Genomic DNA, 17,509 nt, shown 5'->3' with positions numbered 1-17,509 from the left:
CCCTTCACAGTAAAAGATTCGAGAATAACTCATGTACAACGCAACAGTTTCAAATTACTTCCGCTTGGCCGCTGTGACTTTCACGTTGCTCACTCTCTCTGCATGCGGTACTCGTACCATTAGTGATGTCGACGTCCATGGAACCACCAAAGCTCCAATATTCCCGGCCGTAAATGATGCTAGCCGTACAGATGGAACCTACGTAAACTTGGAAAATTTGCACAAAATTGCGGGAGGGATGACTAAAGCACAAGTCCGCGAACTGATTGGAGCTCCTCACTTCTCGGAGGGAATGTTCGATGTACACGAGTGGGATTACATCCTCAAGTTCCGCCAACCTGCCGGCCAACCTGATGAGGTATGCCAATACAAGGTATTGTTCGACAACAACATGGTCGCTCAGTCGTTCTTCTTCCTGCCGGAAAACTGTATGCAGCCGACATCACAGGAGAAATCGGCGAAATCGGAGAAGCAGATCAGTATTAAATCTGAAGATGTAACACTAGCGGCCGATTCTACGTTTGCATTTGGCAGTGCACAGCTAAGCACTAAGGGAAAAAGCACACTTACCAAACTGTTCAACGATCTGAAGCTATCGAGCGTGAGTAGTGTTGACATCGTAGGCTACACCGATCGTATCGGAAACCAACAGCGTAATGAGGAGCTGTCGTTGAATAGAGCTGGCTCTGTCCGCTCATACTTGATTGAACAAGGAACGCCTTCTCAACTGATCAGCATTGATGGGCGTGGAGCTGCCGATCCGATTGTCGCGTGCCCTGGTGCGGAATCTCCTGAAGCGATCAATTGTCTAGCACCAAATCGCCGGACCACGGTAACTATAATTTCCAAGTAATAAGAAATAGGGCGGTGGTCTTCCGCCGCCCTCGATGATTTTTTCCTTTTAGCTCCGCGGGCATGGTTCACGTGAGAGAAATAAATTTAGTACGTACTATTTTAAAACACCCCTAAAAGGCACCCTCCCCCTCGAATAGCAAATACATTAATCCTCAGTTATTGTCCACCCCCATGCGCTCGCCTGAGTCACAATAGAAACAGTGTCAACTAGTACCACAGCAGTTCAAAGTCACTGGAAAAACTATACCTGCCCTGCCAGTCACCCAAGAAACCGTGCTTTCTCCGGCATCTATGTGTCTAATCAGAGCAACCTTAACGGCTGTATACGCCGCGTATTCCTTCAGCGATTATTCCGATATCTCCAAGCATAAGCAAGGGGTTGAGTTTTTATCATCACCGGGACGGTCATTACTCATTTCTAGTTCATCAGGCTTCTGGAGCGGGGTGCTGCTCAGAGTCGAATTTTATGTGCCTCCCTACCCACAATGTAACTTGTGTAAATAGCTTTCAAAAACGTCCTACAGCCAAAATGATGAGTAGGTTGTCAGTCTGTATAAGAATAAAACTGATGTTCAACGGATAAATTTATTGGGAAAAACCAAAGGTTTACGTCTTCCATCGTAGGGCAGACAATCTAAGGAAACTCTGAAAAAGACTTCCAGATCTGGTGAAATACTCGCCTGACACGAACACGACGGTTGAGCCCCATGAAACAGATGTCCTTCGCCGACGCCGAATATGCCGGCAAACGTAAGCAGACTCGCCGCGAGCGCTTCCTGATCGAGATGGATCAGGTCGTGCCCTGGAAGGGCTTGGTTACTTTGATCGAGCCGCATTATCCAAAGGGCGAAGGGGGTCGTCCAGCGTATCCGCTGATGGCGATGTTGCGGGTCCATCTGATCCAGAACTGGTTCGGCTACAGCGATCCGGCGATGGAAGAGGCATTGTACGAGACCACGATCCTGCGCCAGTTTTCGGGGCTGCACCTAGACCGATGAAACCACGATCCTCAACTTCCGCCGCTTGTTGGAAAAACATGAGTTGGCAGGCGGGATTTTGCAGGTTATCAATGGCTATCTGGGCGACCGTGGCCTGCTGTTGCGTCATGGCACGGTGGTCGATGCGACGATCCTTCACGCGCCGAGTTCGACCAAGAACAAGGACGGCAAACGCGATCCCGAAATGCACCAAACCAAGAAAGGGAATCAGTACTTTTTTGGTATGAAAGCGCACATCGGCGTCGACGCTGAATCCGGCTTGGTGCATAGCCTGGTGGGCACGGCGGCCAATGTGGCGGACGTGACGCAGGTCGATCAGTTGCTGCACGGCGAGGAAACTTACGTGTCTGGTGACGCCGGTTACACCGGCGTGGACAAACGTCCCGAGCATCAGGATCGCAAGATGATCTGGTCGATTGCCGCCCGGCCAAGCAGCTATAAAAAGCATGGAAAAAAGAGTTTGATCGGTCGTCTGCGGCGCAAGATCGAATACGCGAAAGCGCAGGTGCGGGCCAAGGTTGAACATCCGTTTCGGGTAATCAAGCGTCAGTTTGTCTATACGAAAGTGCGCTTTCGCGGCCTGATGAAAAATACCGCGCAACAGGCCACGCTATTTGCCCTGTCGAATCTGTGGATGATGCGAAAACGGCTGCTGGTTGTGGGAGAGGTGCGCCTGTAATCCGGGAAAAGCGCCTTGAAAAGGCGTCGTTCAAGGGTGAAACGATGAGTTAAGAACAGGAAAGGTCTGATTTCTGACCAAACCAGTGTTTTTTGAACCTCTACCAAAGAGGGCATCAAAAATCGCTGACTACTTCAGACCTTCCTTAACGGGAAGCACAAGCGCTGGCTGTAGGACAATTCCTGTTAGCGGCGCTGATTTGCCTGTTCCATGTCATTGCAGAGAGCGAATGGTAACCGCACTCGCATGAGAGTTTGAATGGTGGCCTTTTGCGCACTGGCGGCCATCGTTACGAAAGTTGGCTTCTGGCTGATTGCAATCGTTATCGCGGGCCGGGCAAGGGGGGGGGGATCATGACCTGGGAACCCTCAACGTTGCCTGCAGATTGCCCCTGCAAGTCCAGCCAAGGCTCTTACCCCGGCTTGGGTTTCTACGTAATCCTGTGTAACAGTTTTTTTCGGCATAAGCCATCTCCCGCTACAAGGGCTCAGTGCTACTCCGTACAATAACTTCCCCGTGAAGAGTGCGTAAAAACACTTGTTGATTATGAGTACGCAAAAGGGTGCCAAATCGATTCTTTGAGTTACAAAGCTTTCCGCCCCCCCCTCCCGTTGGCGTTGGTAACCCTCCTTCCGGCCCTACATTCGCTCTGTGCCTTTGATATTTCGTCGTTATTGTCGACGGGTAGCTGGCCTCTCTCAGGAACACTACAGTGAGAAAAATCACGTCAATCTCAACGCTGTTCATTCTCTGCATTCTGCTGCTCAAAAATATCGCCCAAGCTGCAGAGGTGTCCCACAAAACCGCGGGCTGTGTGATCAGCTCGCAAGACCGAATATTATTGGTACAAGGAGGGCCAGGCAATAAATGGTCTCTACCAGGGGGCTATCCAGAAGAAGGAGAAACACCGGGGCAAACAGCTCAACGAGAAACGTTCGAAGAAACCGGCTTGAAGGTAAGTATTGTTGAGCCAATCGACATAGGGGAGCAGCGGATTCAGCTTTTTACATGCGTAACCGAAAACGCACTCCAAACTTCTGCCAATAGGGTCAACATATTAAATGCTCCTCACCTCGGGCGAGAAACGATCCAAGCTGGCCTATTCTACGCAACAGAAATTGAAGCACTAAAACTGAGGTTCCCCGAACAAGTTCGCGGACTATTCCAAGTCACCGAGGCCTGGCATGATAGTTTAACGGAGGGACTCGTTTTTTTTTCGGATGGCCTACCGCACATTCAAGCCTTCGAGCTTATCTGGATGGATAAGTTGACGATCGCCACGTCCAAGTGGGGCGGATTTTTTCGAGTCGGAAACTTCTTGGGCGAAATGTGGTTCTACGTTTTGTGTCTACCCCTTGTAGCCTGGCTGCTCGGTTGGCGCTACCTGCACCGAATGCTGTTAGGTTTGATGCTGGTGACACTCCTAACGCAGGCTCTCAAATCGATGGCCGCCATGGCCAGACCATTTAACTACTTACCACGCCTGAGTTTGGATGGCGCTTCTGGATTTGGCATGCCCAGCGGACATGCATTCAGCGCGATGTTTTTTTTCGGTGCGCTGGCGTTATGGTCGACTTCAAGATTCCCCTTGAGATATAGCGCATTTATTGCTTTGACGTTGGCCTTATGGACCGCCATGGCAAGAATCTGGCTCGGGGTGCACTTTGTTTCAGATGTGCTGGCCGGTCTTGGCTTGGGGCTCGCGCTTCTCGGTCTGGAACAACTGCAGAGCAAATATGAACGATTGACTGGATATCAAATTGCCGCTCAACCGTCCACGTGGTTCGGCCTAAGTGCGCTAAGCCTGGTCATCGGCCTCATATACAGCCAAGAAAGTCTGCTACTTCCTTTTGCTGTTGCAATCGGTTATGGATTGGCGGGCAGTCGTCTGGTAAAAGGAAAGGCTACGCCGGCAACGGCCATCTGGATGGTGATAGGCATGTCGGGGTTGGTGTTGCTCAAGGGTTATCTGACCCATCAGCTAACCGTCTTCTGGCAAATAGCGGTGAAAGATGTGGTCATTTATCTATTGTTGGGGTACTGGCTGCGGGTTGGCGCTTATCGCACCTTCCAAGGCATATTTAAGTCCCCTCTTTCACGTCGACCTGAACATGGCGAGAACTGAGTGGCCCGTCAGTGGACGAACTTTCTGAAAATCAGGACGCCGCTCTCCCCTCACCAGATGAATGTTGATACTTTCAATGAGAAGAAATGCCGGGACTAACTTCGTCTTATCGAGCCGGGCATTGAGAATGCTGACACGCAATCAGGGCGTGGCAGATAGAAAGGTCAGGGATTTTTGGAGCGATTGAGTGCAACAACTGCGCAGTCTTCAAGGGTTGGCAGGCTTTGAGGATCCGTCAGCGACAGGCGCTTCGGTAGCGTTTCGGCCAGAGCCTCTTCATCGAGGGCTTCAAGGTACTCACGCACGGCGCGGGTGCTCAGGGCCGGATCGCTCCAGTTGACCGGTTCATCACCCGGTACGCCGCGCTGCCGACTCGCATCCGCTTTGATGATGCTGGCTTCCACGGCAAAGCCTTCGCCTTTGACCAGTCCTGCGTCCATGCAGCGACGCAGCACTTCATTGAACAACCAGCGAAACAGATCACTGTCCCGAAAACGGCCGTGTCGATTTTTGGAAAAGGTCGAGTGGTTGGGGACTTCATCTTCAAGGCTCAACCGGCAGAACCAGCGATACGCCAGGTTCAAATGGGCCTCTTCGCACAACCGCCGTTCGGAGCGGATGCCGTAGCAATAGCCCACGATCAGCATGCGGATCATCAGTTCAGGATCAATCGACGGACGCCTAATCGGGCTATAGAAATCGGCGAGGTGATGGCGCAGGTCGCTCAGATCGAGACACCGATCAATGCTGCTCAGAAGGTGATTGGTGGGGATGTGATCTTCAAGGTTGAACGAGTAAAACAGCCGCTCCTGCCCACTCGATAACTGTCCCATCATGCTGCGTGCTTCCCTTCTGGCCAATGCAGAGATTTTGCCGCAGGCCAGACAGGGGAGCTACTTTTTCAACAGAATCGGCCGATAACTGTCACTCAGGCGTCATTAGGACTGCGAGCGTCAGCTTGATGAACTCCTCGTTTTTGTCGATCGTGTCCAGGGCACCGCGTACGTTGTCGGCGACGTCGGCCGAGCCGCGGGCCTCGACCCAATTGGAAAGCTCCATGATGGCGGCTTCTAGGGCGAGCTGGTTTTCATTGATTTTATACAGCAGGGAAGGGAGCAGGTCTGTATTTGGCATCGCGATTTCTCTGTGAAAAGAAAGCGTAGCAGCTTGAACACTTCATGGATCGGGTGGATTCATGGAGATTGGGCGCCAATGCACCAACGTATTTGACAGTAGCGACAGTGCTCGGGATTGAAGCCGAAAACGGGCCAAAGAACAACGGCGTCATCAATGGAGGGGACGGTGTATGGCAGAGCGCGGGCAGTGACGACAATTGGACCGAGGCGACGGGCGCGCTCAATGCGCCCTTCAGCAACAGCGCCTTTGCGATATTCATGGGCCCGGCAGGGACCGTCACGGTCGACAACAGCCTGGGCCAGGTCACTGCGTCCGGCCTGCAGTTTGCCAGTGACGGCTATGTGCTGAGCGGTGCAGCGCTCAGCTTGAGTGGAACACCGACCAGCATCATTCGTGTCGGCGATGGCACCGCGGGCGGTGCCGGCTATACGGCGACCATCAACGCGGTGTTAACGGGCGCCTCGGCCGTCGAGAAAGACGACTGGGCACCCTGGTCCTGACGGGCACCAACACTTACACCGGTGGCACCGACATCAACGGTGGGGTGCTGCAGATCGCCAGTGATAGCAACCTGGGCGCGGCGGCCGGAACGCTCAGTCTGGATGGCGGTACGCTGCGCACGACCGCGGATATGACCACGGCGCGGGACACCACGCTGGGCAGCACAGGCGGTACCTTTGATACCCAAGCAGGCACCTTGACCCACAATGGCGTCATTGCCGGTGCAGGCGCCTTGACCAAGTCCGGTGCCGGCACCCTGACCCTGACCGCCGCCGAGACCTACAGCGGCGGCACCACTGTGGCGGCTGGCACTTTGCAGCTCGGGGCTGGCGGCAGCAGTGGCAGTCTCCAGGGCGATGTTACCGACAACGCGACCCTAGCCTTCAATCGCTCGGACGTGACCACCTTCAGCGGTGTCATCTCCGGCACCGGGTCGGTGGTCCTGCTCGGCTCCGGCACGACGGCCCTAACCGGTAGCAATACCTACTTGCAGCTCGGGGCTGTTGGCAACAGTGGCAGTATCCTCGGCGATGTCACCGACAACGCGACGTTGGCCTTTAACCGCTCGGACGCATCCACCTTCAGCGGTGTCATCTCCGGTACGGGATCGGTTATTCAGGTGGGTTCCGGACAGACCACGTTGACCGGTACCAACACTTACACCGGTTCTACGAACGTGGTGGCGGGATCACTCTATGTTAATGGCAACCAGTCCGCGGCAACCGGCCTGACCAGCGTCGCCGCAGGCACCACCCTGGGTGGCACTGGCACCCTGGGCGGCAGTGTGAGCGTCGCCGATGGCGCGACACTCTCACCCGGCGTCCCGGGAACCGCGCCTGGGCAGCTCAATATCAACGGTAACCTCGGACTGAGTGCCGGGTCGCTCCTGGCCTACCGTTTCGGCCAGGCCGGTGTGGTGGGTGGTTCGCTGAATGATCTCACCACGGTCGCCGGCGATCTCACCCTGGATGGCACGCTGAATGTCACCCCTACGGCGGGCGGCTCTTTCGCCCCGGGCATCTATCGGGTCATCAGCTATGGTGGCGCCCTGACCAACAATGGCCTGGCGCTCGGCACGACCCCGTTGCCCTCGACACTGAGCGTGCAGACGGCCGTGGCCAATCAGGTCAATCTGGTCAATACCACGGGGCTGACCATGGGCTATTGGGATGGCGCGGCGGGGCCGAAGAATAACGGCGTCATCAATGGCGGCAATGGCGTCTGGCAGAGCGCGGGCAGCGACGACAATTGGACCGAGGCGACGGGCGCGCTCAATGCGCCCTTCAGCAACAGCGCCTTTGCGATATTCATGGGCCCGGCAGGGACCGTCACGGTCGACAACAGCCTGGGCCAGGTCACGGCTTCGGGGATGCAGTTCGCCAGTCACGGTTACGTGCTGAGCGGTGGCCCCGTCACCTTGAGTGGATCACCGACCAGCATCCTCCGTGTCGGCGACGGCACCACGGGCGGGGCCGGTTATACGACGACCATCAACGCCGTGTTGACCGGCGCCTCGCCCATTGAAAAAGACGACCTGGGCACCCTGATCCTGGCAGGCAACAACACGTACACCGGTGGTACCGCCATCAACGGAGGGGTGCTGCAGATTGCCCGTGATGGCAACCTGGGCGCGGCCGCCGGCGCGCTCAGTCTGGATGGCGGTACGTTGCGCACGACCGCGGATATGGCCATGGCGCGAGCCACCACGCTGGGCGGCGCGGGCGGCACCTTTGACACCCAGGCAGGCACCTTGACCCACAATGGCGTCATTGCCGGTGCAGGCGCCTTGACCAAGTCCGGTGCCGGCACCCTGACCCTGACCGCCGCCGAGACCTACAGCGGCGGCACCACTGTGGCGGCCGGCACCTTGCAGCTCGGGGCTGGCGGCAGCAGTGGCAGTATCGTCGGCGATGTCACCGACAACGCGTCCCTGGCCTTCAACCGCTCGGACGTATCCACCTTCAGCGGTGTCATCTCCGGTACGGGGTCGGTGGCGCAAATCGGCACCGGCACGACGGCGCTGACCGGCCGCAATACTTACAGTGGTGGCACCACAGTGTCGGCCGGCACCCTGCAACTCGGGGCTGGCGGCAGCAGTGGCAGTATCGTCGGCGATGTCACCGACAACGCGACCCTGGCCTTCAACCGCTCAGACGTGTCGTCCTTCAGCGGTGTCATTTCCGGCACGGGCTCGGTGGCGCAGGTCGGCTCTGGCACGACGGCGCTGACCGGCAGCAACACCTACAGCGGTGGCACCACCATTGCGGCCGGCACCTTGCAGCTCGGTGATGGTGGCAGCACGGGCAGTCTCCAAGGCGATGTCACCGACAACGCGACCTTGGCCTTTAACCGCTCGGACGTGACCACCTTCACCAATATCATCTCCGGTACGGGCTCGGTGGCTCACGTAGGCTCGGGACAAACCACATTGACCGGTACCAACACCTACACCGGTTCAACGACGGTGGTGGCTGGGTCGCTCTATGTCGATGGCAACCAGTCGGCGGCGACCGGTCGTACCAGCGTCGCATCTGGAGCCAACTTGGGCGGCAATGGCACCTTGGGCGGCAGCGTGACCGTCGCCGATGGTGCTTCCCTCTCGCCGGGAGCCGCAGGAACAACCCTCGGCCAACTCAACATCAACGGTAACCTCGGGTTGAGTGACGGGTCGCTCCTGAACTACCGTTTTGGCCAGGCCGGTGTGGTGGGTGGTCCACTGAATGATTTCACCGCAGTCGCCAGCGATCTCACGCTTGATGGCACGCTAAACGTCACCACCGCCCCTGGTGGCGCCATCGTGCCTGGTGTCTATCGCGTCATCAGCTACGGTGGCGCCCTGACCAACAATGGCTTGGCGCTGGGCGCGATCCCTTCGTCTTTGACGTTGGCTGTGCAGACGGCGGTGGCCAATCAGGTCAATCTCGTGAATACCACGGGGCTGACCATGGGCTATTGGGATGGCGCGACGGGGCCGAAAAATAACGGCGTCATCAATGGGGGGAGTGGCGTTTGGCAGAGCGCTGGCAGCAGCGACAATTGGACGGATATCACTGGCACCGTCAATGCGCCCTTCAGCAACAGCTCCTTTATTGAATTCATGGCCCAACCAGGGACCATAACGGTCGACAATAGCCTGGGTCAGGTGAGTGCTGCTGGGATGCAGTTTACCAGTGACGGTTATGTGCTGAGCGGCGGAGCGATCGCCTTGAGTGGCGCGCCGACGAGCATCCTCCGGGTCGGTGACGGCACCGCTGGCGGTGCCGGTTATACGGCGACCATCAACGTCGAGTTGACGGGCGCTGCGCTCCTCCAGAAAGAGGATCTGGGCACCCTAGTCCTGACTGGCGCCAACACTTACACCGGTGGTACCGCTATCAACGGTGGGGTGCTGCAGGTTGCCAGTGATGGAAATCTGGGCGCGGCCGCCGGCGCACTCAGTCTGGATGGCGGTACACTGCGGACGACCGCTGATATGGCCATGACGCGAGCCACCACGCTAGGCAGCACTGGAGGGACTTTTGACACCCAGACAGGCACCTTGACCCAGAATGGCGCCATTGCCGGCGCGGGTGCCTTGACCAAGACAGGTGCCGGCACTCTGTTCCTGGCCGCAGCCAATACGTACAGCGGTGGGACTGCTCTAAAGGGTGGGCAGATCACGCTTGGAAATAGTCGTGCCCTAGGCGAGGGCAGCCTGTCTATGGACGAAGGTACTACATTGGGCTTCTCCGTCGCAGGCCTGAATGTGGCCAACGCCATTGTCCTCACCGGTACCAGTGATCCCATCGTCAACACTGGGGCGTTCAATGAAACACTTTCAGGCACCATTTCAGGCAATGGCGCACTGACCAAGAAAGGCAGTGGCACCTTAGTGCTTTCTGCGCCCAATACCTACAGCGGTGCAACCACAGTCGAGGCCGGCACATTGCAGGCCAGTGCAGTAAATACCTTCAGTGCCGCCTCTGCCTATAGCGTCTCGCCGGGGGCCACGCTAGATACGGCAGGCTTTCATCAGGATCTCGCCGCGTTACACAATGCCGGCACTGTCAGTTTGATCGGCGCGATCCCAGGCAACACGCTCAGGGTCACTGGGGCTTATGTTGGACAGGAGGGCGTGCTGAAGTTGGGAACTGGATTAAGCAGTGGCACCGCTAGCGTGAGTGATCGCCTGGTTCTGGATGGTCCCGGGGCCAGTGCGAATGGCCACACCCTCATCCAAATCGCCAACCTGGGTGGCCTCGGAGCAGCGACTACGGGCAATGGCATTGAGGTGGTGAGCGGGCTTGACGGTGCCACCACCACCGCGCAAACCACCCAAAGCGCTTTTACGCTGGCCAATGGTCACGTGGATGCTGGTGCGTTTGAGTATCGACTCCATGCGGCTGACAGTCAGGGCGCTGGCGAAAATTGGTACTTGCGTGCTACTACACCTGTGCCGCCGACGCCCGAACAGCCCACACCTCCTGGTGTTCCGACATATCGCTCCGAAGTTCCATTGCTCGCCGCACTGCCTGCTCAGATGCAACAAGCGGATTTGGCAATGCTCGGTACGTTTCATCAGCGTATCGGAGATGACTTCGGCACAAGTGCGACTATGTCTTCGGGCTCGACCACAGCCCCCCGTCAGTCCTGGGTGCGGGTGGTTTCCAGCAATCTCGATATTGAGCAATCGGGCAATGCCAGCCCTCACGCCGACACCAACATGAACGGTGTGCAAGCCGGTACTGACCTGATCGTGGTCGATAGCTGGCGCGCCGGTGTTTACGTCGGGTATCTCAAAGGCAGCGCCGATGTCAGTGGTAACGCCCATGGCACCACAGGCGATGTCGGTAGCAATGACCTGGAGGCGAACTACTTGGGCGCCTATGCCACATGGATGGATGCCAGCGGCTTGTATGTCGATAGCGTGCTGCAGGGCGGACGTCATGACTACACCGTTCACCCCGACATCAACCCCAACGTTTCGGGGAAAGCCTACAGTGTGGCCGTTTCCGTTGAGGTGGGAAAACCTTTCGTGCTAGAAGGCCCATGGAGCATCGAACCGCAAGCGCAGTTGATCTATCAGGAATCCAATCCGGACGGCGTGAATATCAGCGGAGCCAAAGTCAGCTCCGATGATAACCATGGGTGGGTGGGGCGTGTAGGCGTACGCCTCAAGGGCGACATGGTCACTCCGGCAGGGCGGCTGCTTCCCTATACTCAAGTGAACTTCAACCATGCCAGTTTCAGTGACAGCAAGGCCTCGTTCATCGGTCCGGCAGGTGAAACGACCTTCAAAAGCCCGAATGGTTACGATACGGGGGAACTGGCCGTCGGTTCGACGTTGGTATTGTCACCTTCGACCAGTCTGTACGGTGAGCTTGGTCACCAGTGGAGTCTTGGAGGGGACACGACGATTAGTTCCAATGTGCAGGGAACCCTAGGCGTGAGGGTTAATTGGTAAACTGACCCCTTCAGTTTTCAATTCCGACGTCTACAGTTCTCCGATGCGAATAAATGGGTTTTGTACGAGTGACCGGGACGTTCTTGATTCTCGTGAAAAAGAATTCGCTATCTCGGGTAACCCTGTGCTCTGGTTTTGAGTTGGGTAAGGGAGCGTAGTCAGGCATTTCCCTGCCGCTCCTCAGCGAACCGAACCGTTTGGAAAACCTTAGCGTACGATTTTTTCCGAATTCTGCGCGCTCCCCTCTTTTATCGAAGCAGAGAGGTCGTCGTGGAGCGGTTATCCATGCGTAAGATTCGAGAAGTGTTACGTCTCAAATTCGAGGTTGGCCTATCTGCCCGGCAGGTCGCTGTCAGCTTGCAAGTGGGTCGAGCCAGCGTCGGTGCGTACCTCAATCGCTTTGCTGCCAGCGACCTGACTTGGCCGTCTGCGCTAACGGACGCCGAGTTGCGCCGCCCCGGCGTAACCCTGGCCCTGCTTTGGCAAGAGTATCGACTCGCCCGTCCGCAAGGCTTCCAGTACAGCTGGTTCTGCGAGCACTACCGCCTCTGGGCCGCGAAGATCGATGTGGTCATGCGCCAGGAACACCGTGCCGGCGAGAAGCTGTTCGTTGATTACGCCGGCCAGACCGTGCCAGTCATTGATCGGCGAACCGGCGAGATCCGCCAAACGCAGATCTTCGTCGCCGTCCTCGGCGCGCCCAGCTACACCTTCGCCGAGGCCACCTGGTCGCAGAAACTGCCCGACTGGCTGGGCTCGCACGTGCGCTGCTTCGCCTTTCTCGGTGGTACATCGCAGATCCTGGTAACCGCTAAGACCGTCGAGTGCTTCCACGCCAACCAGCGGGTGGCCAGCCATCTGCGCTCACCGCACAAAGGCCGCCACACCACCCAAACCGAGCACATGCCCAAGAGCCATCGCGAACACGCCGAATGGACGCCGCAGCGACTGATCCACTGGGCAGAGCAGACCGGCCCGAATACGGCCGGCGTCATCGCCTACATCCTCGAACGCCGGATCCATCCGCAGCACGGCTTCCGCGCCTGCCTGGGCATCCTGCGCCTGAGTAAACAGCACGGCGAAGAGCGGCTGGAAGCCGTTTGCCAGCGTGCACTGGCACTGGGCGCGTGCAGTTACAAAAGCCTCGAATCGATCCTGCGCCAAGGCCTGGAACGGCTACCGCTGGCCCAGCAAAACCTGCCGTTACTGCCCGAAGAACACATCAACCTGCGCGGCCCTGGCTACTACCACTGACCTGAAAAAGGAGCACCAAAATGCTGCCTAACCCGACCCTCGACAAGTTACAAACCCTGCGCCTGCACGGCATGATCAAGGCGCTTGGCGAACAACACGCAACGCCTGACATCAACGATCTCAGCTTCGACGAACGCCTCGGTCTGATGGTCGACCGCGAGCTGACCGAGCGCGAAGACGCACGCCTGACTACTCGCCTCAAGGCCGCACGACTGCGCCATAACGCCTGCCAGGAAGACATCGACTACCGCAGCCCGCGCGGCCTGGACAAATCGCTGATCCTTCAACTGGGTAGCGGCCAGTGGCTGCGTGACGGCCTGAACCTGATCATCGGCGGCCCTACTGGCGTGGGCAAAACCTGGCTGGCCTGCGCGCTGGCCCACAAGGCCTGCCGCGACGGTTACAGCGTGCGTTATCTGTGCTTGCCACGCTTGATGGAAGAACTAGGCCTGGCCCACGGCGACGGTCGCTTCGCGAAACTGATGGCGGGCTATGCCAAGACCGACTTGCTGATCCTGGACGACTGGGGCCTGGCGCCATTTACTGCGTCGCAACGACGCGACATGTTGGAACTGCTGGACGACCGGTACAGGAACCGCTCGACGCTGGTAACCAGCCAGATGCCGGTGGACAAATGGCACGCGCTGATCGGCGATCCGACCTTGGGCGATGCGATCCTCGACCGGCTGGTGCACAACGCTTATCGGATCGAACTGAAGGGCGAATCGATGCGCAGACGCGCAACGAAATTGACGGCGACATAGACTTCAGACTAACAATGCAAACCTGCGTCGCTGCGCTCCGACTGCCCGGCCGGATGAGCGTGGAATAGGTGGCCGGATGTTGGTGGGCTGAGCGGCCGGATGGTGTGGAATGCGCAAAATATCGGCAGATCTGTTCATTTTCACTGTGAAAATCCTTCACGGCGACGTCTATTTTTCAATGTGAAAAACTCCCTTTCTTCATAGCCAACTGCCCTTCCTTTCGGCTATTCCACCTCGCCGGCGCAGACACCCGCGGCCCCTGACAATCGAAGCCTTTGACCCACAAGCTGTGCCAAAATACTCCTAGCAGTACGAGCTATGCACAACACCCCGTGCATTGCGCATTATGTAGTGTGCATTGCATACTGCTAAGTGCGATCCACCCACTGAGTGACGCATTAAGAGGCGGTATTTCAGGCTACTGTTCCAGGTACGGGTATGTGTTCTTTCGGCAGCCTTGGTCGTCTACCCCTTGTTTTTCACAGTGTTAAACTGTGCCTCACCTATGTTTTTCACTTTGAAAACCTGCCCCTCGATTTTCGCAATCAGCGTCAGATCTGTTTCGGGCGAGTTTTTCACAGTGAAAATCCTCGCTTCTATTTTTCACCGTGAAATAGCTGGGTCGAATTCAGCACTTAGGCTCAACCAGACTCCGCCAGCTCTGGTTTCACAGTGAAATTACCGACTATGCAGCTGTACATGTTGTTAGCGATCCATAGGCGCCGTATTCGACAGCTTGAGTCTTCGGACGACGAAGCTCGTACACGTGATGATTTGCTGGCCGAATTGAACCAGTTACGGATGGAAAAGTTAAAAAAGCTCGATGCCTTGGTTCAAACGAAGGAGCGAGCAGCGCAGCGAAAAAAGCGCAAATCGTGATTGAACTGAGGCAACAGCACCCTCTGGAAGGCCTTCTGAAACTGGCGGGCCTGGCCCGTAGCACGTTTTACTATCAACAAAAGGTACAGCAAGCCGTTGATAAATACGCGGTACTGAAGACCAGGATTTGCTCAATTTTCGACGAGCACAAGGGCCGATATGGCTATCGCCGTATCACTGCTGCCGTTCGACGAGCGGGCCACCTCGTGAACCACAAAACTGTTCAGCGCCTCATGGGCGAGCTTCGCGCCTAAACTCCCGTGGTGAGCGGTATTTCAGCGTGCTGGGCGGATGCTCCTCGTTGTAGTGCTCGAAGGCAATCGCCAGGTTGCGTAGTGCCGTTACCCGGCCAGGTTGGGCAGCGGCATCAATTTAACGGGTTATAGGTATCCAGTTTAAAAGGGACCAATCCAAGAATAGGTATCTGAAAACGCCCGAAGTCGAAAGCAGGGCTACACCAACATCTCGCTACAAGCGAGACATTGGTTAACTTTGCAGGCGATGGGGTTTAGAAAGTAGTTCGCAAACCCACCTGAATGCTCCGTCCTTCCGCAGGCGCGATATCCCGCAGAATTGAGCTAGCGTAACGAACGGTTTCGTTGGTGAGATTCTCGGCATTGACGAAGGCGAGCCATTTGCTCTGCCCGACATCAAAGTGATAACCCAGGTTCGCCCCCAAAGTGGTGTAGCCATCCGTGCCGCGCTCATTGGCAGGCACACTATGCTGGGAGCTGGCGTGCTCGACGTCGATCCGTGCTTGCCAATGATCCAGTTCCCAGAGCAAACCGGTATTGAGTCTCAGCGGTGCGATGCGCGGCAGGTCTTCGCCGGTGTCGAGGTTTTTGGCGCGGGTGTAGTCGCCTGATAACTCAAGCGCGAACTTGCCATAGTCGTTTTCACCGAGTGTCCAGCGTTCCTGAGCCTCAATACCGCTAAAGCGTGCACGCACACCCGAGTAGCTATATTGGGGGATCCCATCAGCGTCCTCCTCCCCTTCGTCGTTGAGTGTGCGACCGGTTTTGAGCAGGCCTATGTAGTTGGAAAAGAGGCTGTAGAAAACACCCACGCTGCCCTTGTGCGTACCGTTATCAAACCGCAGTGCCAGGTCGCTGGACACGGCTTTTTCTTTGGAAAGATTAGCGTTACCCAACTCGTAGGTGCCAGTAGCGACGTGCGCGCCGTTGGCGTAAAGCTCATAGAACGTGGGGACGCGCTCAGTGTAGCCCAAGGTGGCGGCAACCGACCAGATCGGCGTCAGAGTATAGACCGCGCCGGAGGACTGGCTACCGGACGTGAAGCTGCTGGAACGATTGGCGTTGGCGAACCGCTCGTTGCCCTTTGCGTCCGGATCCACGGTGGTGTGTTCCAAACGCCCGCCGAGGGTGAACAACAGTCGATCAGTGGCTTGCAGCTCCTCAAGAATGAACAGCGCGCCAGCATTGGTATCCGCCTGCGGAACGAACGCCTCTTCGCCCAAGGCGGAGAATTCGTTGCGAGTGACCTGGACGCCAATCACGCCGTTGAACGGCCCCAACGGCTGGTGACGAGCCTCGACCCGGGCCTCGTAGCCCTTGTTCTTGAACGTCGTACCGACCTCGCCGCCCTCGATTTCCCGATGTTCGTAATCGGTGTAACCGGCGTCGAGTTTGACCGAACTGAAGGGCCCGTCGAGGTTACGTATCTCGGAAGCGAAGGCGTAGTGCTCCTGCTCCATGCGAATGCGCACGTCATCTTCGGCGGGCGAACCATAATTGGAGTCGTAATTGCTGTACGACACACCGGCGTAACCATCATCCCAGGTATACGACCCGCCCACTGCCCCACCATGCTGGCGGCCGTCGCTATTGGCCAAACGGTGTTTTTTGGAATCGCCATCGTCTGTGGCGCGTTCGCGGCTGGTCTTGGCGTAACCCGGAATTTTCAGATCGTTGAATTCACGGGCACTGGCATCAATGTGCAACGCGAATACCCCATTCCCGGCTTCAAGTTTGCCGGCGCTGCTGCGGGTGCTATCGGCACCGCCATAACGCAACTCTCCAGCGCCCTGAATGCCGTCGATGGCTTCGGTCGGAATGCGATTGTCGAAGGTGTTGACCACTCCGCCGATGGCACTGCCGCCATACAGAAGCGCTGCCGGGCCGCGCACGATTTCAATTCGTTCGACGTTGACCGGATCCAGCGGCACTGCGTGATCGTAGGACAGCGACGATGCATCCAGTGCGCCGATGCCATTGCGCAGGATACGAATGCGATCGCCATCTTGCCCACGGATGATCGGGCGACTTGCGCCTGGGCCAAAATAGGACGAAGAAACGCCAGGCTGCTTGTTCAGCGTTTCGCCCAGGCTGCCTTTCTGCTGCAGCGTCAGGTCATCGCCACTCAATACAGTCGAGGGTGAGGCAAGCGTCTGGCTTCCCAGAGGATTGCCGGTGACGACTTGTGGCAGCAGCTCAATGGTCTCAGCAGCGTAAACCGATGAAGTCATCAGTAATACGGTAGCCACTGGTATCAGGCGCCGTTTCAGAGAAAGAGGATGGGAAGAACGGGAAGGCATTTCAGAGTTCCATACGGTAGAAAAGCGATGATTGCCGTTGCACTTACCTGCAGGCAGCGCAAGCGGAAACCTGATGAAAGAAAATTAATGACACTGTATAACATATCATTTCGGCATCGTGATCCTTCCCTATCCGTTCAGAGAAACTCATCGCAACCCTCTTCTATTAGCGCTCTATCTCAACGACTTGCGCAACTCGTTCATTTGTACGCATGCTCAGTCCTTCGGGGTACGATAATCCCTTGGCCACACCTATTCACCGAACAGTCTCTATTGACCTGTTGGCGCTGATTGAAAACTTACCGCCTGCCGATTGAAAT

General features: G+C 56.9%; 8 protein-coding genes and 3 pseudogenes. 8 read left to right on the top strand and 3 right to left on the bottom strand.

The features are described from left to right. The first annotated feature begins 31 nt into the window (after nt 1–31). The 3 genes and pseudogenes from ACA051_RS30875 to ACA051_RS30865 all read left to right on the top strand — a co-directional run bounded on the left by ACA051_RS30875 (nt 32) and on the right by ACA051_RS30865 (nt 4,657). The gene (locus ACA051_RS30875; RefSeq protein ID WP_497375733.1) at nt 32–853 is read left to right on the top strand and encodes an OmpA family protein; all 822 of its coding nucleotides are present in this window, start codon (nt 32–34) and stop codon (nt 851–853) included. 709 nt (nt 854–1,562) lie between these two features. Next, nucleotides 1,563–2,532 (top strand): annotated as a pseudogene (locus tag ACA051_RS30870) (IS5 family transposase). Between the two features lie 712 nt (nt 2,533–3,244). Then, nucleotides 3,245–4,657 (top strand): bifunctional NUDIX hydrolase/phosphatase PAP2 family protein, encoded by a 1,413-nt coding sequence (locus ACA051_RS30865; protein ID WP_497375731.1) that lies wholly within the window; start codon nt 3,245–3,247, stop codon nt 4,655–4,657. 221 nt (nt 4,658–4,878) lie between these two features. Here the strand turns inward: ACA051_RS30865 and ACA051_RS30860 are convergent. Next, nucleotides 4,879–5,493, bottom strand: a pseudogene (locus ACA051_RS30860) (transposase); the annotation flags it as partial. 88 nt (nt 5,494–5,581) lie between these two features. Beyond that, complete coding sequence (locus ACA051_RS30855; RefSeq protein ID WP_489267206.1) at nt 5,582–5,791, bottom strand: hypothetical protein; 210 nt, start codon at nt 5,789–5,791, stop codon at nt 5,582–5,584. A 107-nt stretch (nt 5,792–5,898) separates the two neighbouring features. On the opposite strand from ACA051_RS30855, the gene ACA051_RS30850 reads away from it, so the two are divergent. The 5 genes and pseudogenes from ACA051_RS30850 to ACA051_RS30830 form a co-directional block, all read left to right on the top strand. Then, nucleotides 5,899–6,294 (top strand): hypothetical protein, encoded by a 396-nt coding sequence (locus ACA051_RS30850; protein WP_497375728.1) that lies wholly within the window; start codon nt 5,899–5,901, stop codon nt 6,292–6,294. Nucleotides 6,295–6,338: 44 nt separating this feature from the next. After that, nucleotides 6,339–11,738 carry an autotransporter-associated beta strand repeat-containing protein gene (locus tag ACA051_RS30845; RefSeq protein ID WP_497375726.1) on the top strand — a complete coding sequence of 1,800 codons (5,400 nt, stop codon included), beginning with the start codon at nt 6,339–6,341 and terminating at the stop codon, nt 11,736–11,738. 285 nt (nt 11,739–12,023) lie between these two features. After that, nucleotides 12,024–12,992: an IS21 family transposase gene (locus tag ACA051_RS30840; RefSeq protein ID WP_497375724.1), complete on the top strand. Its 969-nt coding sequence runs from the start codon at nt 12,024–12,026 to the stop codon at nt 12,990–12,992. A gap of 20 nt (nt 12,993–13,012) precedes the next feature. Further along, nucleotides 13,013–13,756, top strand: coding sequence for an IS21-like element ISPsy14 family helper ATPase IstB (gene istB / locus ACA051_RS30835; protein ID WP_497375722.1), 744 nt, complete (start codon nt 13,013–13,015; stop codon nt 13,754–13,756). Nucleotides 13,757–14,503: 747 nt separating this feature from the next. Beyond that, nucleotides 14,504–14,880 (top strand): annotated as a pseudogene (locus ACA051_RS30830) (IS3 family transposase); the annotation flags it as partial. Between the two features lie 263 nt (nt 14,881–15,143). On the opposite strand, the gene ACA051_RS30825 reads toward ACA051_RS30830, so the two are convergent. Further along, nucleotides 15,144–17,189, bottom strand: coding sequence for a TonB-dependent receptor (locus tag ACA051_RS30825; protein WP_497375720.1), 2,046 nt, complete (start codon nt 17,187–17,189; stop codon nt 15,144–15,146). Nucleotides 17,190–17,509: the final 320 nt, after the last annotated feature.

Source organism: Pseudomonas sp. LBUM1669 (genome assembly GCF_059695705.1).
Note: the sequence above shows the minus strand (reverse complement) of the source record. Positions and strands in the feature narration are given on the sequence as shown.